General features: G+C 50.8%; 21 protein-coding genes, 2 tRNA genes and 2 rRNA genes. 14 read left to right on the top strand and 11 right to left on the bottom strand.

Annotated features, from left to right (window positions below):
• The 4 genes from WN56_RS04420 to WN56_RS04405 all read left to right on the top strand — a co-directional run.
• Positions 1-297: ribosomal RNA gene (locus WN56_RS04420) — 23S ribosomal RNA — on the top strand; the annotation flags it as partial.
• Positions 298-461: 164 nt separating this feature from the next.
• Positions 462-577: ribosomal RNA gene (gene rrf / locus WN56_RS04415) — 5S ribosomal RNA — on the top strand.
• A 160-nt stretch (positions 578-737) separates the two neighbouring features.
• Positions 738-814: transfer RNA gene (locus WN56_RS04410), tRNA-Asp, on the top strand.
• Positions 815-822: 8 nt separating this feature from the next.
• Positions 823-899: transfer RNA gene (locus WN56_RS04405), tRNA-Trp, on the top strand.
• A 56-nt stretch (positions 900-955) separates the two neighbouring features.
• Here WN56_RS04405 and WN56_RS04400 read toward each other — a convergent pair.
• Positions 956-1,354 carry a gamma-glutamylcyclotransferase family protein gene (locus WN56_RS04400; protein ID WP_046073782.1) on the bottom strand — a complete coding sequence of 133 codons (399 nt, stop codon included), beginning with the start codon at positions 1,352-1,354 and terminating at the stop codon, positions 956-958.
• A 184-nt stretch (positions 1,355-1,538) separates the two neighbouring features.
• Between WN56_RS04400 and WN56_RS04395 the strand changes: the two genes are divergently transcribed.
• Positions 1,539-2,381 carry an endonuclease/exonuclease/phosphatase family protein gene (locus WN56_RS04395; RefSeq protein ID WP_046073781.1) on the top strand — a complete coding sequence of 281 codons (843 nt, stop codon included), beginning with the start codon at positions 1,539-1,541 and terminating at the stop codon, positions 2,379-2,381.
• Positions 2,382-2,414: 33 nt separating this feature from the next.
• Here WN56_RS04395 and WN56_RS04390 read toward each other — a convergent pair whose 3' ends face one another.
• The 3 genes from WN56_RS04390 to gloB all read right to left on the bottom strand — a co-directional run bounded on the left by WN56_RS04390 (position 2,415) and on the right by gloB (position 5,507).
• Positions 2,415-3,104 (bottom strand): YIP1 family protein, encoded by a 690-nt coding sequence (locus tag WN56_RS04390; RefSeq protein WP_338012964.1) that lies wholly within the window; start codon positions 3,102-3,104, stop codon positions 2,415-2,417.
• Positions 3,101-4,678: a LysM peptidoglycan-binding domain-containing protein gene (locus WN56_RS04385; protein WP_046073780.1), complete on the bottom strand. Its 1,578-nt coding sequence runs from the start codon at positions 4,676-4,678 to the stop codon at positions 3,101-3,103. The genes WN56_RS04390 and WN56_RS04385 overlap by 4 nt, the downstream gene beginning before the upstream one ends.
• 70 nt (positions 4,679-4,748) lie before the next feature.
• Complete coding sequence (gene gloB / locus WN56_RS04380; protein WP_046073779.1) at positions 4,749-5,507, bottom strand: hydroxyacylglutathione hydrolase; 759 nt, start codon at positions 5,505-5,507, stop codon at positions 4,749-4,751.
• Between the two features lie 33 nt (positions 5,508-5,540).
• On the opposite strand from gloB, the gene WN56_RS04375 reads away from it, so the two are divergent.
• Positions 5,541-6,266, top strand: a complete 726-nt coding sequence (locus WN56_RS04375) for a methyltransferase domain-containing protein (protein WP_046073778.1) — start codon at positions 5,541-5,543, stop codon at positions 6,264-6,266.
• An 8-nt stretch (positions 6,267-6,274) separates the two neighbouring features.
• On the opposite strand, the gene rnhA is transcribed toward WN56_RS04375, so the two are convergent.
• Positions 6,275-6,742: a ribonuclease HI gene (gene rnhA / locus WN56_RS04370; RefSeq protein ID WP_046073777.1), complete on the bottom strand. Its 468-nt coding sequence runs from the start codon at positions 6,740-6,742 to the stop codon at positions 6,275-6,277.
• 51 nt (positions 6,743-6,793) lie between these two features.
• On the opposite strand from rnhA, the gene dnaQ reads away from it, so the two are divergent.
• Both dnaQ and WN56_RS04360 read left to right on the top strand, forming a co-directional pair.
• Complete coding sequence (gene dnaQ / locus WN56_RS04365; RefSeq protein ID WP_046073776.1) at positions 6,794-7,516, top strand: DNA polymerase III subunit epsilon; 723 nt, start codon at positions 6,794-6,796, stop codon at positions 7,514-7,516.
• Positions 7,517-7,524: 8 nt separating this feature from the next.
• On the top strand, positions 7,525-8,829 hold the full coding sequence (locus WN56_RS04360) for a TIGR03503 family protein (RefSeq protein WP_046073775.1): 1,305 nt from the start codon (positions 7,525-7,527) through the stop codon (positions 8,827-8,829).
• 94 nt (positions 8,830-8,923) lie between these two features.
• Here the strand turns inward: WN56_RS04360 and fadE are convergent, their stop codons facing one another.
• A complete protein-coding gene (gene fadE / locus WN56_RS04355; RefSeq protein ID WP_046073774.1) occupies positions 8,924-11,368 on the bottom strand; it encodes an acyl-CoA dehydrogenase FadE in 2,445 nt (814 codons plus the stop codon).
• A gap of 310 nt (positions 11,369-11,678) precedes the next feature.
• On the opposite strand from fadE, the gene lpcA reads away from it, so the two are divergent.
• Together lpcA and WN56_RS04345 are read left to right on the top strand one after the other, a co-directional pair.
• Complete coding sequence (gene lpcA / locus WN56_RS04350) at positions 11,679-12,257, top strand: D-sedoheptulose 7-phosphate isomerase (protein WP_046073773.1); 579 nt, start codon at positions 11,679-11,681, stop codon at positions 12,255-12,257.
• Between the two features lie 22 nt (positions 12,258-12,279).
• Positions 12,280-13,068: a class II glutamine amidotransferase gene (locus tag WN56_RS04345; protein WP_046073772.1), complete on the top strand. Its 789-nt coding sequence runs from the start codon at positions 12,280-12,282 to the stop codon at positions 13,066-13,068.
• A 54-nt stretch (positions 13,069-13,122) separates the two neighbouring features.
• Here the strand turns inward: WN56_RS04345 and purN are convergent, their stop codons facing one another.
• Both purN and purM read right to left on the bottom strand, forming a co-directional pair.
• Positions 13,123-13,758: a phosphoribosylglycinamide formyltransferase gene (purN, locus tag WN56_RS04340; protein ID WP_046073771.1), complete on the bottom strand. Its 636-nt coding sequence runs from the start codon at positions 13,756-13,758 to the stop codon at positions 13,123-13,125.
• Positions 13,755-14,798, bottom strand: a complete 1,044-nt coding sequence (gene purM, locus WN56_RS04335; RefSeq protein WP_046073770.1) for a phosphoribosylformylglycinamidine cyclo-ligase — start codon at positions 14,796-14,798, stop codon at positions 13,755-13,757. Before purM ends, purN begins: the two co-directional genes overlap by 4 nt.
• A gap of 184 nt (positions 14,799-14,982) precedes the next feature.
• Here purM and upp point away from each other — a divergent pair, with 184 nt between their 5' ends.
• On the top strand, positions 14,983-15,609 hold the full coding sequence (gene upp, locus WN56_RS04330) for a uracil phosphoribosyltransferase (RefSeq protein WP_046073769.1): 627 nt from the start codon (positions 14,983-14,985) through the stop codon (positions 15,607-15,609).
• 141 nt (positions 15,610-15,750) lie between these two features.
• On the opposite strand, the gene dxs is transcribed toward upp, so the two are convergent.
• From dxs to xseB, 3 genes are read right to left on the bottom strand one after another with little or no spacing between them, the layout of a single operon-like run.
• A complete protein-coding gene (dxs, locus tag WN56_RS04325) occupies positions 15,751-17,625 on the bottom strand; it encodes a 1-deoxy-D-xylulose-5-phosphate synthase (protein ID WP_046073768.1) in 1,875 nt (624 codons plus the stop codon).
• Positions 17,626-17,652: 27 nt separating this feature from the next.
• On the bottom strand, positions 17,653-18,552 hold the full coding sequence (ispA, locus tag WN56_RS04320) for a (2E,6E)-farnesyl diphosphate synthase (protein WP_046073767.1): 900 nt from the start codon (positions 18,550-18,552) through the stop codon (positions 17,653-17,655).
• Positions 18,545-18,790, bottom strand: coding sequence for an exodeoxyribonuclease VII small subunit (xseB, locus tag WN56_RS04315; RefSeq protein WP_046073766.1), 246 nt, complete (start codon positions 18,788-18,790; stop codon positions 18,545-18,547). Before xseB ends, ispA begins: the two co-directional genes overlap by 8 nt.
• A 223-nt stretch (positions 18,791-19,013) precedes the next feature.
• Here xseB and pomA point away from each other — a divergent pair, with 223 nt between their 5' ends.
• The 3 genes from pomA (at position 19,014) to thiI (ending at position 22,357) form a co-directional block, all read left to right on the top strand.
• The gene (gene pomA, locus WN56_RS04310) at positions 19,014-19,775 is read left to right on the top strand and encodes a flagellar motor protein PomA (RefSeq protein ID WP_046073765.1); all 762 of its coding nucleotides are present in this window, start codon (positions 19,014-19,016) and stop codon (positions 19,773-19,775) included.
• Between the two features lie 46 nt (positions 19,776-19,821).
• Positions 19,822-20,760: a flagellar motor protein MotB gene (locus tag WN56_RS04305; RefSeq protein WP_046073764.1), complete on the top strand. Its 939-nt coding sequence runs from the start codon at positions 19,822-19,824 to the stop codon at positions 20,758-20,760.
• A 148-nt stretch (positions 20,761-20,908) separates the two neighbouring features.
• Complete coding sequence (thiI, locus tag WN56_RS04300) at positions 20,909-22,357, top strand: tRNA uracil 4-sulfurtransferase ThiI (protein WP_046073763.1); 1,449 nt, start codon at positions 20,909-20,911, stop codon at positions 22,355-22,357.
• Positions 22,358-22,399: the final 42 nt, after the last annotated feature.

Raw genomic sequence — 22,399 nt, 5'->3', positions numbered from 1 at the left:
GTCCCTATCTGCCGTGGGCGTTGGATGATTGAGGGGAGCTGCTCCTAGTACGAGAGGACCGGAGTGGACGAACCGCTGGTGTTCGGGTTGTGTCGCCAGACGCATTGCCCGGTAGCTAAGTTCGGCACAGATAAGCGCTGAAAGCATCTAAGCGCGAAGCTGGCCCCGAGATGAGTCATCCCTAGAGCTTCGAGCTCTCTAAAGGGTTGTTCTAGACTAGAACGTTGATAGGCAGGGTGTGTAAGCGCTGTGAGGCGTTGAGCTAACCTGTACTAATTGCCCGTGAGGCTTAACCATACAACACCCAAGAGGTTTTGGGTTGGACTCGAATAAAGCCAGTTGATTGTGGCGAGAACGAACAGCTTTCTAGATTTAGGAACGAATTTATCAAATACATCCTTGTATTTGACCCTGACGGGCCGCACTGAAGTGCGTTAAATTTTGTTCCAGACAAAATTTTGCTTGGCGACCATAGCGCTTTGGACCCACCTGACTCCATGCCGAACTCAGTAGTGAAACGAAGCAGCGCCGATGGTAGTGTGGGGTCTCCCCATGTGAGAGTAGGACATCGCCAGGCTTTGATTATAAATTGCGCCTATTGCTTGCGATTTTTGATAGCTGCGATGCTCATGTATTGGCATACACTGTGCGTCTCGCTTCAAAACTCACTGCGCATAGCTCGCAATTTAAGCATCAAAGCTGATATGCGTAAGACTTTGATGAGACAGAATTGGTGCGGAGTGGTAGTTCAGTTGGTTAGAATACCGGCCTGTCACGCCGGGGGTCGCGGGTTCGAGTCCCGTCCACTCCGCCACTACTTATAGGGGTATAGCTCCAATTGGCAGAGCAGCGGATTCCAAATCCGCGTGTTGGGGGTTCGAATCCCTCTACCCCTGCCACTCGAAAAGCACTGACATCCGTCAGTGCTTTTTTTTGATCTATTCAAACAAGTCTTCTAATAGTTTTTGGCCACAAATTGGCTTGGACCTGTTGCATCGGGCTGGTGACTGAAACAAAGCTCATAAGCAAATGCCGTGGTATGCATTGACTCTGTTCGGCTCTCACTGTGATATTCGACTTCCACAATCACTCTCTGATACCCCGACCCCTCAAATGCATCAAGTTTAGGTAGAAAATGGGATAAGTCCTCTGCTTTTAAAAGCCAACCCTCAACGCGATCATTGACAGAATCGCTGAGCTCAATGCCGGGATAACCTGAGGCCGATCCCCAACCACGGTCGGTGCGTATTGCTTGTATACTCGCAGGGAACCACTGACCATGGACGTCCGCGAGCACATGGTGATTTGTGCCTTCTGGACACAGGGTTCCGTATACGAAGAGGTTGTTAAGCATAGGCGTCGCTCCATGAATGCACTTTGTTATTATTTCTTTTCTATCCTATCTCTGAGTTGAAGCAAGCAGCAAGTAATAAGTCAGTGCAACCACTTGTATTTCAGCCTTCATGATCGCAAAATCGGCGCCCATTCTAGTAACAACCTATACTCACACTGGCAAGCGTTATGGTGGTGATCAAGCAATGAAAAAACGTATTGGCAAGGTAGTGGCATGGGGCAGTGCTATTTTTGTCCCTGCTGCGGTGATTGGTGTCAATGGCTACTTCACCGTGCCTGACAGCACCCAGCTCCATACAGTGTCTGGTATACATCGCCAGTGCGTTGATTACACACATTCTTCGCCGCTTGACGAACAAGGCCGTTTTTCTTTGTTGGTGTGGAATATCTATAAACAGCAGCGCCCTCAGTGGGACACGGCGTTAAACCAGTATCATCAACCTCACCGTTTGATGTTGTTGCAAGAGGCAAGCTTTGGTCCACAATTGGCGCGTTGGATCACGCAAGCATCATTGCACTATGACCAAGCTTATGCGTTTGCGATGCAAGATGCTGTTGCAGGGGTGATGAACCTTTCCAAAGTGAACCCTTTGCACAGTTGTGCGTATACTGCGGTCGAGCCTTACCTGCGCCTTCCTAAAAGTGCTTTGTATAGTGAGTACCAGCTCTCCAATGGACAGCGCCTTGCGGTGGTGAATATTCATAGCATTAACTTTACTTATGCAATGGCCGCTTATAAGAAACAGTTGGCGGCATTGGAGCAAGCTTTGGCGCGTGTCGAAGGGCCTATTATTTTAGCCGGTGATTTTAATACTTGGTCTCAACGGCGGTTAGACGCGGTGAGAGCGATGGTTACGCGCTTGTCATTACAAGAAATGAGTTATCACCCCGATGAGCGAATGACTAAATTTGGGTTGCCGTTGGATCATGTTTTCTACCGTGGGTTATCGGTAGAAAAGGCAAGTGCGATAGATAATGGTGCCTCCGATCACGCAGCGATAGAGGCACAACTGAAAGTGACAGGATAGAGGCAACGAGGGGAGCCCCCTCGCTGAACTTTCCTAGCTTAGTGCTATAACGATGGCCCAACTGGCAAAAACGGCAACCCAAGGCAGGGTAGCGACGACAATCGCTTTGCCATGATTGAGAGGTGTCCAAGTGCCGATAACCGTAATGCTTAATACCCAGTACCACGGGAGCAGTAGTGGTAAGCTTGCTGCCCATGCACTCCATGAGGAGGCGAGCGGCAATTTTAGCAAGCCATTAAGACTATTTAAGTCCGCATGAGCCGGCAAAATAAAACCGGATGATAAAGTCATATTGGTATAGCTTGCTAAATCGCCTACGACGGCGGGCAAAAAGATAAAGCAAGAAGCCGCGAGCCAGTGACGATAGCCAAAGTTAGGGGCTTCTTGTTTGGTGGCTAACCGAAACCACAATGCCAAGGCAAAAATGACCGCCGCTCGGCCAAACCAATCTCCGAGCACTTCAGAGGCAAGAAGTGTTTCACGTTGTAACCACTTTTCAGCGTCTGCAGGTGGCATCGATAATTGTTGCGCGAGTGCTTGCTGAAGCGCGGCAAGGTTGGTGTGATCAAAATAAGCACTCCAAAATGCAATAGCGCTTAGGCACATGAGCAAATAAGCCAACCAACCCCATACCGGGCGCTGGCTTAATGCAGCAAAGCACGCACTGGGACGAAGGACGATGTCTCTTAAGGCGAACAATGGATTGGCTGAAGCTTGCATCATGAGCCGCTACTCCGAGAAATGTCGATATGCAGTGTTAGCTTTTGACCTGGTTGGATATACGCGTTTTGGCGTAACTGGTTCCATTTAACCAGCTCGGCGACTGATACATTGTAGCGTTGTGCAATACTGCTCAACGAATCACCTTGTCGAATTCGGTAGGTAATCGTGCGGATGCGACGTGCATCCCCCTCTTTATCCCAAACGACCAACTTCTGGCCAATGCTGAGGGTGTCGCGAGGACTCATGCCGTTCCACTTAGCGAGCTGACGATAATCAACGTTATAACGACGGGCGATTGTCCAAAAGCTGTCGCCTTGGCGAACTGTGTGGGTGCGCTTGTGGCCGTCTCGCTCCGCCGCTTGCAATGCTGCGAGGCGCTGTGGTGCGCTTAGCGTATATTGTGATTCATCTTTCAGCGAAACAGGGATCATCAGGCGCTGACCCACGCGAATACGTGAGGAGTGGAGTTGGTTAGCACGTTTTAATACTTTGACGGTGGTGTTGTACTCAGCCGCGATTTCACTCAGGCTATCACCTGACTTCACCGCATAACGTTCCACACGAAGCCCTTGGTTGTCATTTTTAGCCAACTCAGTATTAAAGCGTTCCACATTTTCGTTGGGCAACAATAAGTGGGTGGGGCCTGATGGTGACGTTGCCCAATGGTTATACGCAGGGTTAAGGCTTTGTAGCTCAGAAACACTTAAACCGGCATAGTTAGCCGCGAGAGCGAGATCCATTTGCATCTTAGGATCGACCAAGGTCAGTGCTGGCTGGTTAGGGATCGCAGGGACCTCTAAGCCATATTGATCTTGATGGCGTAGTACATCGCCAAGTGCAATCAGCTTAGGCACATAACTGCTGGTTTCTTTGGGGAGATCCAAATGCCAAAAATCGGTGGGTTGGCCGCGTTGCTTGTTGCGATGAATAGCACGAGCCACGCGTCCCTCGCCGGAGTTATATGCAGCGATTGCGTGTAACCAATTACCATCAAACATGCCATGCAAGTACTCGAGGTAATCGAGCGCTGCATCGGTTGATTGCACCACATCACGTCGGCCGTCGTACCACCAATTTTGTTCCAGGCCAAAACGGCGGCCGGTTGCTGGGACAAATTGCCAAAGGCCAGCAGCCCGGCCATGCGAGTAAGCAAATTGATCAAACGAGCTTTCTACGACTGGAAGCAATGCCAGCTCGAGTGGCATGTTGCGTGCTTCGACTTTCTCTACGATCAGGTGCAAAAATGGCGTGGCGCGCTCAGCGACCGTGGCAAGGTGATTAGGGTACTTTAAGTACCAATTACGATAACGGCGCACCGAGGCGTTATCAGGTACTGGAAGCGAAAGCTGCATACTGATGCGTTGCCACACATCACTCTGTTTTTGCGGGGAAAGTACCGTAGGCGTCGCGGGGGTGGCTTTCTTGGGCGTCTCTGTGGCTTTATCAGGCGAGCGCGTTGTTTCTTTTGCGACAACGGGCGGTGCCTCGGAGGCGATATCCGTATTTTGAGCGTCGCCGATAGACTGACAGCCGCTCAGCAACAGCGTGCTCAATATAATAAAACGGTACTTCATTGCATAAAACCTTCGTCCAAAATAGCCGATGATGATAGGGGCTGGCCTCATTGATGACAAGAGACTCAGCTCAAAATTCGTCCTTCCACTGACGCAGCGCACGGAAAACGGCAAGCTCATCGTCGGCAGTGGTGCGACCTACGACCGCTTGAATGACCGTCGGCTCTTGAGTGCGCAAAAATGGATTAATGCGCTTTTCTCGCTCTATGGTACTGGGGAGCGTTTGCTTACCTTGGGCGCGTAAGCGGTTCACTTCTTCCCGGTATAGATGTAATGCATCGTTTTCAGGCTCCACAGTCAGCGCAAACGCGACATTGGCGGCGGTATACTCATGGGCACAATACACTTGGGTTTCGATGGGGAGCGATGCCAGTTTTTTCAATGAGTTGAGTGATTGTTCAGCGGTGCCACCGAGTAAACGGCCACAACCGGCTGAAAACAATGCATCGCCACAGAACAGCTTACCATCGCCGACAAATGCAATGTGATCGTCGGTGTGGCCTTCGACACCGACGACCAAAAAGCGATGGTCAAAGACATCAATTTGGTCACCGTCACCAACCGCCATTGAACGTTGAGGTATCGGGTGAACATCTGGGCCGATCACTTTGGCGCTTGGGGCATAGCGTACAAGATCGTCAATGCCATTGGTGTGATCCCAATGGTGGTGTGTGATAAGAATGCACGATAAAGTCAATGAATTCGCTTTGAGGTAGTCAATAACCTGACTTGCCTCACCCGGATCGACCACGGCGCAGCGATTATCTTCACTAATAATGAGCCATATGTAATTATCGTTAAATGCAGGTATGCTTTTTACATGAAGCATTGGGTTCTCCAGCGATAGAATGAGCCTTAATCAATGAAACCAGCGCGCATAGAACATCAGTTTGACTATCCCTATACGTGGGACCAAGTTGCTTACGGTGATTGGGCGCGCACCCAATTGCAAACTCGGCTGGATGAATGGTTGCCGACCTTATTTGGCTACCATTTGCTGAAATTGGGCGGCTTAAGCTGCGAGCTAGTCAGTGAACAGTGTAACATTCAACACCAAGTCTGTGTCGACCAACATAACCCAATGCGCAATGTGACCGCGACACATTATGCCTTGCCATTTATCGAGAAATCTTTTGATGCGTGTGTATTAGCGCACCAACTTGATTATAGCGATGATCCGCACCGTTTATTACGAGAGGTTGATCGTGTGATGATTGATGACGGTTGCTTGATCATATCGGGTGTTAACCCCGCAAGCTTTTTGGGCGTAAAAAAAGTGCTACGTGGCAGGCATCAACGGCTTCCGTGGGGGGGACGGATGTTTTCACCTCTTCGCGTTAAAGATTGGTTGAGTGTCATGAACTATGAGGTGGTTGAGGCGCACCAGATGGGACTGTGGCCGACTCATCGACCCAGTGCCCGCCATGCTTGGGTAGAGAGTAGCGCCAGTATGGTGACACCTGCGCTTGGGTCCATTTATTTGATCATTGCGCGTAAGCGTAGCTACCCACTAAAACCCATTAAGCCTCGTTGGAAACTCAAGCAAGCGGTCTCACCGCTGGGCGGCGTTGTTCCCAACGGCGGCTAGAAATAGGATTAGTCTGCAGGCTGATAGCCTTCATCGATCTCGGTAGGGTGGTTGGCAGCGTTGCGCGCGAGCTCGTCACAACGCTCATTTTCCGGGTGTCCAGCGTGGCCTTTCACCCAGTTCCAGGTGATTTGGTGCTTAGATGCCGCTTGATCAAGCTGTTGCCATAAATCGGCATTTTTCACCGGTTTCTTATCCGCCGTCTTCCATTGGCGTTTTTTCCAATTATGGATCCATTGGGTGATCCCTTGTCGAACGTATTGGCTGTCTGTAGTGAGAACCACGTTACAGCTTGTATTAAGCGCATTTAAGCCGACAATTGCCGCCATTAGTTCCATGCGATTGTTGGTGGTGAGGGTGAAACCGGCACTCAAGGTTTTTTCATGTTGTTTGTAGCGCATCACCACACCATACCCGCCCGGCCCCGGGTTGCCGAGACAAGAACCGTCTGTGAAAATTTCTACCTGCTTGGTCATCTTTGATACTATTGGCTATTCATCTGAGCCAAGTTTGACACAGTTATTGCCATGAAAGCGAATTACGATCGCCTCGTTGTGCTTGATACCGAAACCACCGGTATGAACCGCGAAGGGGGGCCACATTACCAAGGCCACAATATTATTGAAATCGGTGCGGTTGAGATTATCAACCGTAAGCTGACGGGGCGGCACTTTCATGCCTACATTCAGCCTACACGCGCGATCGATCCTGAGGCGATTTCGGTACACGGTATCACCGATGCCTTTTTGGCCGACAAGCCGCGATACGCGCAAATCCATCAAGCCTTTGTTGATTTTATTCAAGGGGCGGAGCTGATCGCCCATAACGCGCCCTTTGATGTGGGGTTTATGGATTATGAATTCAAAAACCTAGGTGTCTCGCTGCAAACCACTGAGCTTTGCACCATCACAGACACCTTAGCGATGGCGAAGAAAATCTTCCCTGGAAAGCGTAACAACCTTGATGTGTTGTGCGATCGCTACGGTATTGATAACTCTCGGCGAACGCTTCACGGCGCTTTGTTGGATGCGGAGATCCTTGCTGACGTATACCTATTAATGACCGGGGGACAAACTAACTTGTCATTTAATGCGGGTACTGAGACGGATAATGCGAGTCCAATGGCACCAAGAACCGTTAAGCGTCAGAAATCGCTAAAGGTTATTCCCGCATCGGCCGATGAAATGAGTGCGCACGAAGCGCGTTTAGACTTTATTGAGCAAAACGGTAGCTGTCTTTGGCGGCAGTAGGAGAAGGCATGAAGAAGCGATGGTGGGCGGTGTGTGTTTGTTTTCCCTTGTTGGCACACGCTAACGAGCAAGAAATTCGTCTGCTGGAAAATCGCTTCCGTGTTGATCCAACCATTGAACGTGCGGCCTTCGTGATTTATCGAGAAAAGCCAAGCATGCCAGTGGTGTTGGTACGCCCGGACGGCACCAAATATTATGCATGGCGCCACCCAGACAAAGTATCCTGGCATCAAGAATCAGACATGGACATCGTGTCGATTACCGACCCCATGCCAGGACCATGGCAAGCGATTGGCCGAGTGAGCCCTGACAACAAAGTCCGTGTTTTAAGTGACTTGCGTATGCAGGTTGAAGACTTACCCAGTCGTCTTTATCAAGGCGAGGCGGTGAAGTTTACCGCACAGCTCATGCTGGGCGATAAGCCCCTTAACTTGCGTGACTTCATTGAGCGTGTCGATTTGACCGTACACTTTACTGAGTTCATCGAAGATCCGGAGTCGCTTAATCCCGATCAGCGGCCACAGCCCAAAGCATTAGGGCAATTTAGTGACGACGGCTCGGGGCTTGATGAAGCACCCAATGACGGCGTTTTCACCGTGTCTTTGCCGATTAACGTCATGCCAGGAAAATACCGCGCACGCGTGACCTCGGGTAACGGTATTTTTTTCCGTACTTTAGAGCAACAAGTCTTAGTTTACCCGACACCGTTAATGGCCACATTTAAACAAAGCCAAGGAGAGGGCGAACCGCATCAATTGGTTGTTGAGTCCGAGCAGGCCAGTATTGAGCCAGGTAGCGTGTCTGTTCACGCCAAATTCACCGATACCGAAGGAAAAACGACGGTCTACCAAACAACCGCTGAGGAAGAGCAGCAAACGATTACGCTCGATATTCCTTATGCCAGTACACCTGGACAATACAAATGGCGGACAACCTTGTATGCGACGGATCAGTTATCGGGACGACCCTTGGTTTTTCCTCTTCCAGAACAAACCTTTGCGGTCACCGATTACGCGGCGCTGGAAGAAGCCGAAGCAGAGCGTGAAGCGCGTGAAAAAGCCATGATGGAAGCGGCGGAGGCGCGCCGCCAACAACGAGAGCGAGAAGAAGCACGAACCACTTCCCTGTTGATCATTGGATTAGGTAATTTACTGGTGATGCTGATAGGTGCCGCCACTTGGTTTGTCTTGCGAAAACGCAAAGCACGCAAATTGGCTGAAGCGGCGCAAGAGCTGGAAGCCCCTCCACTGGACAGCGACGGAGACGACCAAGCCAGTGAGCTTGACATGGATAGGCCGGATAAAAACGACTAGCACTGTGGTGCGGGTAAGCCCATCTATACGGGCAATAAAAAAGAGAGGGAAGCCCTCTCTTTTTTCGTTACGCCATTGATGCAAGAAAATACGGTTAAGCCGCGTTATGCATCTTGCTCTCCTTGACCGAGGCGGCGGGCAGCTCTGACGGGTCAAAGTCATCCACATTGATCGTTTCAAGGCGGCCTTGCTCGGCTTCTCGCAATAGTGCAGCTTCTTGCTCGGTAATTACGCCGGCGCTCAAGCCTTTATCCGCGACTTGGTCGAGGAACATAAACGGCAGCTTCTCACCGATGCCATCACACACTTTTTTATGAATAGGCTCGGCATTCAAAATGTCATGCAGTGCCTTTTCAATATTACCAATCGCATTACCTGGCTCGAAGTACTGACCTCGGCCGAGGCGATCACGCGTTGCACTGGGTGATTGTAAAATGACAGCCAGTTTGCCATCGAGGCGATCGCCAGGCTGACGGCGTCCTTTACCCAGCGGGAATACCAGTACGCGCACCAAGCCAGCAACCACTCGATTCGGGAAGTTAGCGATAAAGCCATCCAGTGCTTGTTCAGCTTGGTACATGGCGTCTTGCATGCCCCAATGCACCAGAGGGAGATCCTCTTTCTGATAGCCTTCATCGGCATAGCGTTTCATGGTGGCTGACGCAAGATAAAGCTGGCTCAGCACATCGCCAAGGCGCGCTGACAAGCGCTCTTTACGCTTGAGGTTGCCGCCTAATACTGCCATAGAGACATCGGCGAGTAGCGCGAGCGCGGCACTGTAGCGATTCATCTGCTGGTAATAACGACGTGTCGCGTCTTTGCGGGGAGCTTTAGACAAACGACCATCGGTAAGACCAAGCCAGAAAGCACGTGCAACATTGCTAAACACAAAGCCAACATGACCAAATAAGGCCTTATCAAACGCTGCGAGGGCGGCTTGCTGATCGCTATTTTCGCTGGCACGAATCTCATCCAACACGAATGGATGGCAACGAATCGCACCTTGACCGAAGATGATCATTGAACGCGTCAGGATGTTAGCGCCTTCCACCGTGATGGCGATCGGCGACCCTTGATAGTTGCGTCCCAGGAAGTTTTTTGGTCCCAGGCAGATGCCTTTACCGCCTACCACATCCATCGCATCAATCACACCTTGTTGACTGCGGTGGGTACAGTGATATTTAACGATGGCAGAAATGACCGAGGGCTTCTCGCCGATATCGATACCCGTCACCGTCAGCGCGCTGGCGGCATCCATCACGTAGGCGTTGCCAGCAATACGCGCGAGAGGCTCTTCAATCCCTTCCATTTTACCAATGGGGAGTTTGAACTGACGGCGAATGCGTGCGTAAGCCCCTGTTGCTAGGGCGGCTGACTTTAGTCCTCCCGTGGTATTGGAGGGTAGGGTAATGCCGCGACCAATTGACAGGCACTCCATCAGCATACGCCAGCCTTGGCCTGCCATTTTCTGGCCACCAATAATAAAGTCCATCGGTACGAAGACGTCGTTGCCTTGAGTTGGACCGTTTTGGAAAGGCACGTTAAGCGGGAAATGGCGACGGCCAATCTCAACCCCTTCGAGGTCCGTAGGGATCAACGCACAGGTAATGCCAAGTTCATCCTGATCGCCTAATAGGTGTTCAGGATCGCGTAGCTTAAACGCCAGACCCAACACAGTGGCAACTGGGGCGAGGGTAATATAACGTTTGTTCCAGGTGATTTTCATCCCCAGCACTTCTTTACCTTGCCACATACCTTTGGTGACCACACCATAATCAGGAATCGAGCCTGCATCAGAGCCCGCCTCTGGGCTGGTCAACGCAAAACAAGGGATTTCTTTACCTTGGGCCAAACGAGGGAGGTAATGGTCTTTTTGCTCTGTGGTGCCGTAATGTTGGAGCAATTCACCTGGGCCTAGTGAGTTAGGGACCCCCACGGTGGATGACAGCACACCAGAGACGCCTGACAATTTTTGCAGCACCAAGGATTGCGCGTAGGCAGAAAATTCCAAGCCACCATATTGCTTTTTGATGATCATGGCGAAGAATTTGTTGTCTTTCAAATATTGCCAAACATCCTCGGGCAGGTCAGCGAGTTCATGCGTGACTTGGTAGTCATCGACCATGCGGCAGACTTCGTTGACCGGTCCATCTAAAAATGCTTGCTCTTCCGCACTCAGCGTCGGGGCGGGAATGTCATGCAGTTTGTTCCAATCCGGCGCGCCGCGGAATAGATCGGCTTCCCACCAGACTGTTCCCGCATCAATCGCTTCTTTTTCCGTCGCTGACATTTCTGGCATCACGGATTTAAATGCTTTGAAAGCGGGCTTGCTGAGCCAGTTGCGACGAAACGTCACGATATTGAGGGGCAATGCGATCACGGCAAAGATCAACCAAGTGATCTCCCCGACGCTGCCCATGATTGTCCCTACAACTAGTCCGGCTGCGAGCACGGCAGTCGATACCAGCAGCTTAGCACGATGGTATGCGAGTACACCGGCCAGTATTAGCATGGCGGCGATATATAACCCTGTTGCCATCACGTCATCTCCTTAGGTTTTGGTTTGCCCTTACTGTCGTGGTAAGAGGTCGTACCACTCAATGTAAGCAAATAATTAACGAATTGTAAAATGATACGGTGTGACCTAGCTTGCAAGGTGAGAAAATCACCACTTGAGGATGAGGACAACTGGCAAGATAGGTTGCCATTCAAGCAAACGTGACCTGGCTCGCTTGTCGGAAGGGCGCGGCAGTCGACAGCCCTAAAACGATGCGGGTACACTGGCAGTCATGTGACGTTATGCCTGTCAGGTGAGAACGTCAGATATTTGTTAACAGTGGGAAGGTGCCATGTACCAAGATATTATTCGCGGTGAGCTGACAGAAGCTGCCGATGTGTTAACAGCGTTTTTAAGTGATGACAATAACATTCAGCAAATCGAGAAAGCCGCGAAACTGTTGGCCGATAGTTTTAAGGCCAGTGGCAAGGTGCTCTCTTGTGGCAATGGCGGCTCGCATTGTGATGCCATGCATTTTGCTGAAGAATTGACCGGTCGCTACCGAGAAAACCGTCCTGGTTATCCCGCGATTGCCATTTCAGATCCAAGCCATATTTCGTGCGTGTCGAATGACTTTGGCTACGAGTATGTTTTCTCGCGTTATCTTGAGGCGGTGGGCATGAAAGGCGACGTGTTGTTTGGGCTATCTACATCGGGCAATTCGGGGAATATCCTCAATGCCATTGATGTCGCCAAACAAAAAGGCATGAAGACCATTATGCTTACGGGAAAAGACGGCGGCAAAATGGCAGGTCTCGCTGATATTGAAATCCGTGTGCCTCACTTTGGTTATGCGGATCGTATTCAGGAAGTCCATATCAAAATTATCCATATTCTTATCCAGCTAGTGGAAAAGGAAATGGCAGCGTAACCCCGCGGAGGTAGATGAAAGAATGTGCGAGCTGCTTGGCATGAGTGCCAACGTCCCAACCGATATTTGTTTTAGCTTTACTGGCTTGATTCAGCGCGGCGGTAAAACGGGCCCGCATCGCGATGGCTGGGGGATCACCTTTTATGAAGGCAAAGGGTTTCGCACCTTTAAAGATCCGGCACCCAGTAGCCAATCCAAGGTCGCAGAGCTGGTCACCAGTTATCCGATAAAAAGCTGTGCGGTGGTTAGCCATATTCGCCAAGCAAATCGAGGTGGGATCAGCTTAGAAAACACACATCCTTTCACTCGTGAGATCTGGGGGCGTTATTGGACGTTTGCTCACAATGGGCAGTTATCTGGGTTTGAGAGCCTGGATACTGGCCACTTTAAGCCTGTCGGGGAAACGGACAGTGAGAAAGCGTTTTGTTGGTTATTGAATGAGTTGTTTAAGCACTATCCGCAACAGCCAGACAATATGTGTGAGGTGTTTGACTTTATCGCTTCACGCTGTGATCGCCTGCGCGCGTTGGGTGTCTACAACATGCTGTTTAGCGATGGCGACTATGTCATGGCGTATTGTACCAATAACCTCCATTGGATCACGCGTCGCGCTCCGTTTGGAAAAGCTAGCCTGATCGACCAAGAGATGACGGTCGATTTTCATGAGCAAACCACGCCTAACGATGTGGTGACCGTGATTGCCACGCAACCTCTTACCAACAACGAGCGCTGGCATAAAATGGCTGAAGGGGAATATTGTGTGTTTCACTTTGGCGAGGTGTATTGCGCCAATCACACATCGGTATCTTAGCGAATAAAAAAGGCGCGAATGCGCCTTATTTTATGTTGTTAGTGTCTATACGGGCTACGCGTCTGCGGCATAGCCGGCGGGGCCGAGTGCCTGACCATCAAGCCAAGCGTGATCTTCCATCATCTTCAGGCGGCCATCGACAAACCACTTGACCACCAGTGGGTAGATCCTGTGCTCTTGTTGTTGGACGCGCGCGGCGACAGACTCTGCGTCGTCGTCCTCAAAAATAGGTACACGAGCTTGGAGTATCACGGGGCCACCGTCGAGCTCTTCAGTGACAAAATGCACCGATGTACCATGCTCGGTATCGCCAGCATCAATCGCACGCTGGTGGGTATGCAGTCCTGTGTACTTGGGGAGCAGGGAGGGGTGAATGTTGAGCATTCGCCCCGCATAGTGGGCAACGAAACCTGGGGTTAAAATACGCATAAAACCCGCCAGTACGACGAGGTCGGGCTGATAGGCATCTAGCGCTCGAATAAGCGCCGCATCATACTCTTCTCGGCTAGCATAATCGGTGTTGGCAACCACTTGAGCCGGTATCCCGGCGTGCTCGGCACGCGTGAGCCCATAGGCGTCAGCTTTATTGGCAATCACGGCGACAATGTTCGCGTGCTGCGCGTGAATGTTATCAATCAATGCTTGCAAATTGGAACCGCTGCCGGAAATCAAGACGACAATGCGCTTCATGCTTTCAGCTCCACCTGTGCGTCTTCGCCCGTCGCGTGAGCAATATGGCCCAGTTGCCAGGCGGTTTCGCCCGCTTGATTTAACAGGGTAATCGCTTTGTCAGCTTCAGCCTGAGGGAGTGCAATCACAAGTCCCACACCACAGTTAAAGGTGCGTAGCATTTCATAGTCACTGACGTTGCCTTTTTCTTGCAACCAGTTAAATACAGGCGGCCATTGCCAACTGGTGTTGTCGATCACCGCCTTGGTTCCAGCGGGCAATACGCGGGGGATGTTCTCCCAAAAGCCGCCACCTGTGATATGAGAAATCGCATGGATGGGCGTTTGCTCAAGCAGGGCTAATACCGATTTGACGTAAATGCGGGTCGGGGCTAGCAAGTGATCGATGAGTGGTTGGCCTTCTAGGTCGTCACTCAGGTTTGCTTGACTGACTTCGAGGATCTTTCGGATCAGCGAGTAGCCGTTTGAATGCGGGCCACTAGACGCAAGGCCAATCAAGGCGTCGCCATCGCTGACTTGGCTCCCATCAATGATGGCAGACTTCTCGGCAACACCGACACAAAAACCAGCCACATCGTAATCATCGCCGCTGTACATGCCAGGCATTTCCGCGGTCTCGCCGCCGATAAGGGCGCAACCTGCTTGCTGACAGCCTTGGGCGATACCCGTCACAACGTCCGCCGCGACGTCAACATCCAACTTGCCTGTTGCATAGTAGTCGAGGAAAAAGAGAGGCTCAGCACCTTGCACGATCAGATCGTTAACGCACATTGCAACCAGATCGATGCCGATAGTATCGTGTTTATTCGCATCCAGCGCTAAGCGCAGCTTGGTACCCACGCCGTCTGTACCAGAGACCAATACCGGTTCTTTGTATTTGGTTGGCAATGAACAAAGCGCGCCAAAGCCTCCTAGGCCTCCCATGACTTCGGGCCGGTGCGTTTGTTTTACTACCCCTTTAATGCGGTCGACTAGTGCGTTACCAGCGTCAATATCGACACCAGCGTCCTTATAGCTAAGAGATGATTGTTTACCGCTCACTGCAATTCCTCGCCGGAGTTGGAAGTCAAAAGTCGGCGCTATTCTATCAGTGGATTCAGAGAAAGGAAAACGTTTGCGTAGGCTGTTTGGCGAGAATCTGGGCGATATGTCAAGCCCTAAGCCTACGCTAGCAAAAACCTTTCATGTATACTACCGAGAATTTGTTTTTTGTAAGGAGTCTAAGATGAAGGTCGTGGAAGTAAGGCACCCGTTAGTCAAACATAAAATCGGCTTGATGCGCGAGCGAGATATTAGCACCAAACGGTTTCGCGAGCTTGCGACCGAAGTGGGCAGTCTGCTGACTTATGAAGCGACGTCTGACTTCGATACAGAAACAGTAACGATTGATGGCTGGGATGGCCCAGTTAATGTCGATCAAATCAAAGGCAAAAAAGTCACCGTGGTGCCTATTTTGCGTGCAGGCTTGGGCATGATGGATGGGGTGCTTGAGCATGTCCCAGGTGCGCGCATCAGTGTCGTCGGTGTGTATCGCGATGAAGAAACCCTAGAGCCTGTCCCTTACTTTCATAAACTAGCCAGTAATATCGACGAGCGCATGGCCTTGGTTGTGGATCCGATGTTGGCCACGGGGGGGTCGATGATTGCGACTATCGATTTGCTCAAAGAGCAGGGGTGTCAGCAGATCAAAGTCTTGGTATTGGTCTCTGCCCCAGAAGGGATTGAGGCATTGAAAAAAGCGCATCCTGATATTGAGCTTTATACGGCGGCTATCGATGAAAAGCTGGATGACAAAGGGTACATTGTACCTGGGCTTGGTGATGCCGGTGATAAGATTTTTGGTACCAAGTAAGCGTGCGTGAGCGGGCTAAGCCACTGCGTCAATGTCCGCTGAAGCATAAAAAAACCCGCTCATTGGTAGCGGGTTTTTTCATACCAGAAGATAGCGCCTGACTCGTGGTGCAAAAACGACGCCTCTACGCAGTCAACGCCCCTATTCAGCCAACGTGGCCAAGTAACGCTGAATTTGAGCCTTAATGCCGGGGCCATCGAGCTCAAGCTCGGCGTGCACTTCTTGTTGGGTGCCTTGAGAGATAAAGCGATCGGGTAAACCGATTTGCCGTACAGGCTTGATAACCCCATGGCGCATCATCGCTTCAATCACCCCGGAGCCTGCACCACCTGCGATCGCATTTTCTTCCACGGTGACCAGGCAGTCATGCGTCTTGGCCATGTCGAGTAGCAGCGCTTCATCTAAAGGTTTGGCAAAGCGCATATCAACCAAGGTGGCATCCAGCTCGTCTGCTGCTTCCTGAGCATGCGGCAATAAGGTACCAAAGTTGAGGATGGCTAACCGTGTTCCCCGACGTTTGATCACGCCTTTGCCAATCGGCATCGCTTGCATCTTCTGTTCAATCTCTGCACCGATACCACTGCCGCGAGGATAGCGCACCGCCGCTGGTCCATTATGAATATGGCCGGTATACAGCATTTGGCGACACTCGTTTTCATCACTTGGCGTCATCACCACCAAGTTGGGGACACAGCGTAAATAGCTTAAATCAAAAGCGCCTTGGTGGGTTTGGCCATCTGCGCCAACAATCCCGCCACGGTCAATGGCAAACAGCACGGGTAAATTCATGATCGCGACATCGTGAATGACTTGATCATAGGCGCGCTGTAGGAAGGTCGAATAAATGGCCACCACAGGGTGGTAGGTACCGATTGCCATGCCTGCAGCCAGCGTCACTGAGTGCTGCTCAGCAATGGCGACATCAAAATATTTGTCTGGATGCGTTTTAGAAAAGCGCACCATGCCGGAGCCTTCGCGCATGGCTGGCGTAATCGCGAGTAACTTGTCATCTTGCGCCGCCATATCACATAGCCAGTCGCCGAACACATTAGAAAACGTTGGGCTCGCTGGCTTGGATTTAGGCAGCGTGTGTACACTGGGGTCAAACTTAGGCACGGCATGGTACCCAATCGGATCTTTTTCCGCCGGCTCGTACCCTTTGCCTTTTTTGGTCATGACGTGCAAAAACTGCGGCCCTTTTAAATGGCGCATGTTTTTGAGGGTTTTGACTAACTCTTCGACATCGTGGCCATCAATTGGGCCAATGTAGTTAAAGCCCAGCTCTTCAAACATGGTGCCTGGGACAACCATGCCTTTAAGGTGCTCTTCCGCGCGGCGCACTAACTCTTTAATTGGTGGCGCGCCCGACAATACTTTCTTACCGCCTTCACGAATACTGGTATAGACATTGCCAGAGAGGAGTTGGGCAAAGTGATTATTCAGCGCGCCGACGTTTTCAGAAATGGACATCTCGTTGTCGTTGAGTACCACGAGCATATCGGGTTTGATATCGCCGGCATGGTTCATGGCTTCAAATGCCATCCCAGCGGTGATTGCGCCATCGCCTATCACACTGACTACACGTCGATTCTGCCCCTCTTTTTGCGCACTAATGGCCATACCGAGCGCGGCACTGATGGACGTTGAGGAATGACCAACCGACAGCACATCGTAGGGGCTTTCTCCGCGCCACGGAAAGGGGTGCAAACCGTCTTTTTTCCGGATAGTTTGCATGCGCTCACGTCGTCCAGTCAGGATCTTGTGCGGATAGGCTTGGTGTCCTACGTCCCAAACGAGGTGATCGAAGGGCGTGTTATACACATAGTGCAGCGCCACAGTCAGCTCCACGGTACCTAGCCCAGAGGCAAAGTGGCCACTTGAGTGACTGACCGTGTTGAGTAAATAGGTACGTAACTCTTCACAAAGCTGCGGCAGATGATCGCGTGGCAGGGTACGCAACTCTTCCGGCGTATCAGCAAGAGCGAGAGTGGGGTATTTTGATATATCCAGTGTCATAATGGTTCGGCGCTTTTATTAATCATGCTAGTTGTTGCGCTCGATGATATATCGGGCAAAAACTTCCAATTGTTCGGTATTGTAGGGGATTGCCTCCAAGGCGTGTAGTGCCTCTCGGTAAAGTTGTTCGGCTTTTTCTTGTGCACCGGCCAGCCCCAGCAATGCCGGGTAGGTACTTTTATCTGCGTTTACGTCTGACCCTTGTGGCTTACCCAGTGTTTGGGTATCGCTGGTAATGTCCAAAATGTCGTCTTGAACTTGAAACGCGAGACCGATGGCGTCAGCAAAGCGATCAAGCGCACTTAAATGGCGCACGCCGGACTCGCCAGCGGCATAAGCACCGAGCCTCACCGCCCCTTTGATCAATGCACCGGTTTTATTGTGGTGAATGCGTTTGAGTGCTTCAAGATCAACAGCACGTCCCTCCGCGGCTAAATCCAATGATTGTCCTAGGCACATACCCGCCGCACCGCTGGCCGTAGCCAAGGTTTTCACCATATGTATACGGTAAGGTTCGGCCGCTGGATTGAGTTCGCCTTCAGCCAGCACGGTAAAGGCCAGTGTTTGTAACGCGTCACCGGCCAAAATCGCGGTCGCTTCATCAAAGGCGACATGACAGGTTGGCTGCCCGCGTCGCAAGCTGTCGTTATCCATGGCAGGCAAATCATCATGAATCAACGAGTAGGCGTGAATACACTCCACGGCGACAGCCGGTGTATCAATTTGCGCAAGTGGCACACCAAACAACTGCCCCGTGGCATAGGTTAGAAAGGGGCGAATGCGTTTACCACCCAAGAGCAAACCATGGCGCATTGCCTGGATAAGCGGTTGATCTTGAGAGGATAAGGTATCAAGCCACGCTTCGAGTTGTTGATTACTTCGGGTTTGCGTTTCGCGCAGCGCATCGTGTACAACAGTGTTAATCATCGTCTTGAGGAGAAAACTCAGTCAGTGGCCCATCATCTTCTTGCGAAAGCAAGATCTCGACGCGTTGCTCTGCGTCTGCAAGGGTTTTTTGTCCTTGACGCGTCAGTGCAATGCCGCGTTCAAAACGTTTCATCGCGGTATCGAGGGGGAGTTCGCCGGACTCTAGCGCACCGACAATGCTATCTAACTCTTTGAGCGTGTCCTCAAAGGTCATATTTTCTGGTTTCTTCACAGCCATGATGCCATAAAATTAGAAAAGAGAGGCTAGACGGTAACTCAGTGGTTAAGGGCGGTCAAACCACTCGGCGTGTTTTTGTGTGCTTGGCGCCACCGTAGTAAAAGGCATGTTATCCTTGTTGGTATCGGCGTATTTACGCTAAACCTATAGGGTTGGTTGCCGATATAATCAATACCCTAAAAAATGAAAAACAATGACTTGATGTAATTTAAGGGAGACTGACGTGGATATAGCGACGCTCATCGGCATTATCGGCTCGTTCGCATTCGTAATAATGGCGATGCTGTTGGGCGGCACCATGAACATGTATTTTGATGTGCCATCGGTGCTTATCGTCATTGGCGGGAGTTTATTTGTTGTTCTCACCAAATACACCGTAGGACAGTTTTTTGCCTGTTTTAAAATTGCAGGCAAGGCGTTCATGTTCAAATCTGATGACCCCGAGGATCTGATTGCCAAAATCATTGAGATGGCTGACGCCGCCCGTAAGGGTGGCTTCCTCGCGCTCGAAGAGATGGAGGTCAGTAACTCGTTTATGCAAAAAGGCGTGGACTTGCTCGTCGATGGTCATGATGCCGACGTGGTTCGCGCCACGCTTCACAAAGATATTAACCTTACCGAGGAGCGCCACGATCATGGCATCGGTTTTTACAGTGCCTTGGCTGATGTGGCGCCAGCGATGGGGATGATAGGGACCTTGATAGGGCTGGTGGCCATGCTATCGAACATGGATGATCCGAAGGCGATTGGCCCTGCAATGGCGGTTGCTTTGTTGACCACCATGTACGGTGCGATGTTGGCCAACATGGTGGCGACCCCCATCGCCAATAAACTTGCCTTGCGCAAGGAGCAAGAGAAACTGAATCGACGCTTGATTATGGACGGCTTACTTGCGATTCAAGATGGACAAAACCCGCGTGTCATTGATGGCTTTTTGAAAAACTATCTCAATGAGGGTAAGCGTGAGGTTGATGTCGATAATTAATCGGACTGAGGTTTTGGCTTCAGCGATCGCCAATTAAGGAGTCTTCATGGCACAACAACAAGAAGAAGAGGAATGTAAATGTCCGCCTCCCGGCTTACCGCCGTGGATGGGGACGTTTGCGGACTTGATGTCGCTTCTTATGTGCTTTTTCGTCCTTCTGTTGTCATTTTCAGAGATGGATGTGCTTAAGTTTAAGCAAATTGCCGGTTCGATGAAGTTCGCTTTCGGGGTACAAAATGTCCTTGAGGTGAAAGACATTCCCAAAGGAACCAGTGTGATTGCCCAAGAGTTCCGTCCGGGACGCCCAGAGCCGACACCGATTGAAGTCATCATGCAGCAAACCATTGATATGACGCAGCGCACCTTGGACTTTCAAGAGGGCGAAGATGATCGGTCGGGCGGCTCCCAACGCAATACATCAGATAAGGAAGGCGGCACCAGCGCCCAAGTGGCGTCACAATTGGAGCAGCAGCGAATGCAGCAGCAACTTGAGCAGCTGCAAAAGGCGTTGATGCAGGCGTTGCAACGCGAAATCGATGAAGGCGCGGTTGAAGTAGAGAATTTAGGGCAACAGTTGGTGATAAGGATCCGCGAAAAAGGGGCGTTTCCACAAAACTCGGCGTTTCTGCAGCCTAAGTTCCGCCCCATGGTGCGTCAAATCGCGCAACTGGTAAAAGACGTGCCGGGGGAAATAAAAGTCTCAGGACATACCGACAGCACACCTTTGGAGTCAGAGCTGTACCGATCCAATTGGGATCTCTCCGCACAGCGTGCGGTGTCAGTGGCACAAGAGATGGAGAAAGTGCCTGGTTTTAACCATTTAAGGATGAAAGTGGAAGGCCTGGCGGATACCAAGCCGCGTGCCCCGAACAACTCACCGGAAAACCGTGCATCTAACCGACGCGTGGAAATTGCTGTGATCCAAGGAAAACCCACCTATTCGGATGAAATCTCTACCGAGAACGCGGCTCCCAATGCCCCCTAGCGGCCTATCCCGGTGATAACTGACTGTCTGATAAGGCAAGTTATCACCGGTCACTCCCACTTTTTAGCGACGCAAAAATACCCGGTTTCAGCGGCAGCCTGGTTATTGTATAATCCGCGGCCTTGTTTCCAGCTGTATCGAACCGGTTATGAAGTTTATCGTTAAAATTCACCCTGAGGTGATCGTCAAAAGTGAGTCAGTCAGAAAGCGTTTTACAAAAATCCTCGAGTGCAATATTCGTAATATTTTAAAGCGTCGGACTGATAATACGGCGGTATATAACCGTCGGGATCACATTGAGGTGACGTTAAAACAACCTAACGAGCGCCAATTGGTTTTGGATGTGCTGACCAACACACCAGGCGTGCAAACCGTGCTTGAGGTTGAGCAAACCCTGTTTAACGATTTACATCATATCTATGAGCTCACTTTGGCGGGCGTACGTCATCAAATCGAAGGCAAAACCTTTTGTGTGCGCGCTAAGCGTCGTGGGCAGCATGACTTTACCTCTATCGATCTTGAGCGCTATGTCGGTGGCGGATTAAACCAAGCCGTCCCGTCGGCCAGCGTGCAACTGAAAAAACCGGATATCACCGTGATGATGGAAGTGGACCACGACAAGCTCAACGTAGTGAAACATCGTCACGCAGGCTTGGGGGGCTTTCCGCTCGGTACACAGGAAGATGTATTGAGCTTGATCTCTGGCGGATTCGATTCAGGCGTTTCCAGTTATTTGCACATTAAACGCGGCAGTAAAGTGCACTACTGTTTCTTTAATCTAGGCGGAAAATCGCATGAAACGGGTGTGCAGCAGGTGTCTCATTACCTATGGAATAAATTTGGCTCGTCGGCCAAAGTGAAGTTTATTTCGATTGATTTTGAGCCAGTTGTTAACAACATCCTGGAAAATATCGATAACGCGCAAATGGGCGTGGTGCTTAAGCGTATGTTTATGCGTGCGGCGGCCATGGTGGCCAAACGGTTTGGTATTCAGGCACTGGTGACCGGTGAGGCGTTAGGACAGGTGTCGAGCCAAACACTGACCAACCTTCGCATGATTGATAATGTCACCGATAGCTTGATTTTGCGTCCACTGATTAATTGGGACAAAGAAGACATTATTCAAACGGCGCGTAAAATTGGTACGGAAGATTTCGCCAAGACCATGCCTGAGTATTGTGGCGTGATTTCCAAAAAGCCAACGGTGAAAGCCGAAAAAGCTAAGCTGGAACACGAAGAAACCAAATTTGATTTTAGCTTGCTAGAACAAGTGGTTGATAACGCCACTGTGATGGATATCCGTGATATCGAAGCATTGAGCCAAGAAAAAGCGCCGGAAGCGGAGCTGGTTAATGAGGTAGAGAACGGCGCGGTAGTGCTTGATATTCGCAGCCGTGAAGAGCAAGAAGATAAGCCTCTTGAGCTTGAAGGCGTCGATGTCGTGCATATTCCCTTCTTTAAACTGGCGACCCAGTTTGGCGACCTTGACCAAACGAAAACCTATTTGCTCTATTGCGAGCGAGGCGTGATGAGTCGCTTGCAGGCGCTGTATCTTAAAGATATGGGCTTTGAGAATGTCAAAGTGTATCGGGTGTAACGCAGGTTTTGCCGCAATAAAAACAGGCAGCCATTTGGCTGC

This window comes from Salinivibrio sp. KP-1, assembly GCF_000968645.1.
Classification (GTDB): Bacteria; Pseudomonadota; Gammaproteobacteria; order Enterobacterales; family Vibrionaceae; genus Salinivibrio; species Salinivibrio siamensis.
The sequence above is the reverse complement of the archived record's forward strand: the minus strand, read 5'-3'. Positions and strand labels throughout refer to the sequence as shown.

Bases quoted from the DNA above. Each gene is read 5' to 3' on its own strand.
- xseB (WP_046073766.1), bottom strand. From the start codon at position 18,790: ATGGCTGTGAAGAAACCAGAAAATATGACCTTTGAGGACACGCTCAAA.
- upp (WP_046073769.1), top strand. From the start codon at position 14,983: ATGAAGGTCGTGGAAGTAAGGCACCCGTTAGTCAAACATAAAATCGGC.
- WN56_RS04395 (WP_046073781.1), top strand. From the start codon at position 1,539: ATGAAAAAACGTATTGGCAAGGTAGTGGCATGGGGCAGTGCTATTTTT.
- fadE (WP_046073774.1), bottom strand. From the start codon at position 11,368: ATGGCAACAGGGTTATATATCGCCGCCATGCTAATACTGGCCGGTGTA.
- dxs (WP_046073768.1), bottom strand. From the start codon at position 17,625: ATGACACTGGATATATCAAAATACCCCACTCTCGCTCTTGCTGATACG.
- ispA (WP_046073767.1), bottom strand. From the start codon at position 18,552: ATGATTAACACTGTTGTACACGATGCGCTGCGCGAAACGCAAACCCGA.
- dnaQ (WP_046073776.1), top strand. From the start codon at position 6,794: ATGAAAGCGAATTACGATCGCCTCGTTGTGCTTGATACCGAAACCACC.
- WN56_RS04375 (WP_046073778.1), top strand. From the start codon at position 5,541: ATGAAACCAGCGCGCATAGAACATCAGTTTGACTATCCCTATACGTGG.
- rnhA (WP_046073777.1), bottom strand. From the start codon at position 6,742: ATGACCAAGCAGGTAGAAATTTTCACAGACGGTTCTTGTCTCGGCAAC.
- WN56_RS04390 (WP_338012964.1), bottom strand. From the start codon at position 3,104: ATGATGCAAGCTTCAGCCAATCCATTGTTCGCCTTAAGAGACATCGTC.
- WN56_RS04400 (WP_046073782.1), bottom strand. From the start codon at position 1,354: ATGCTTAACAACCTCTTCGTATACGGAACCCTGTGTCCAGAAGGCACA.
- WN56_RS04305 (WP_046073764.1), top strand. From the start codon at position 19,822: ATGGCACAACAACAAGAAGAAGAGGAATGTAAATGTCCGCCTCCCGGC.
- WN56_RS04385 (WP_046073780.1), bottom strand. From the start codon at position 4,678: ATGAAGTACCGTTTTATTATATTGAGCACGCTGTTGCTGAGCGGCTGT.
- WN56_RS04345 (WP_046073772.1), top strand. From the start codon at position 12,280: ATGTGCGAGCTGCTTGGCATGAGTGCCAACGTCCCAACCGATATTTGT.
- gloB (WP_046073779.1), bottom strand. From the start codon at position 5,507: ATGCTTCATGTAAAAAGCATACCTGCATTTAACGATAATTACATATGG.
- WN56_RS04360 (WP_046073775.1), top strand. From the start codon at position 7,525: ATGAAGAAGCGATGGTGGGCGGTGTGTGTTTGTTTTCCCTTGTTGGCA.
- lpcA (WP_046073773.1), top strand. From the start codon at position 11,679: ATGTACCAAGATATTATTCGCGGTGAGCTGACAGAAGCTGCCGATGTG.
- purN (WP_046073771.1), bottom strand. From the start codon at position 13,758: ATGAAGCGCATTGTCGTCTTGATTTCCGGCAGCGGTTCCAATTTGCAA.
- thiI (WP_046073763.1), top strand. From the start codon at position 20,909: ATGAAGTTTATCGTTAAAATTCACCCTGAGGTGATCGTCAAAAGTGAG.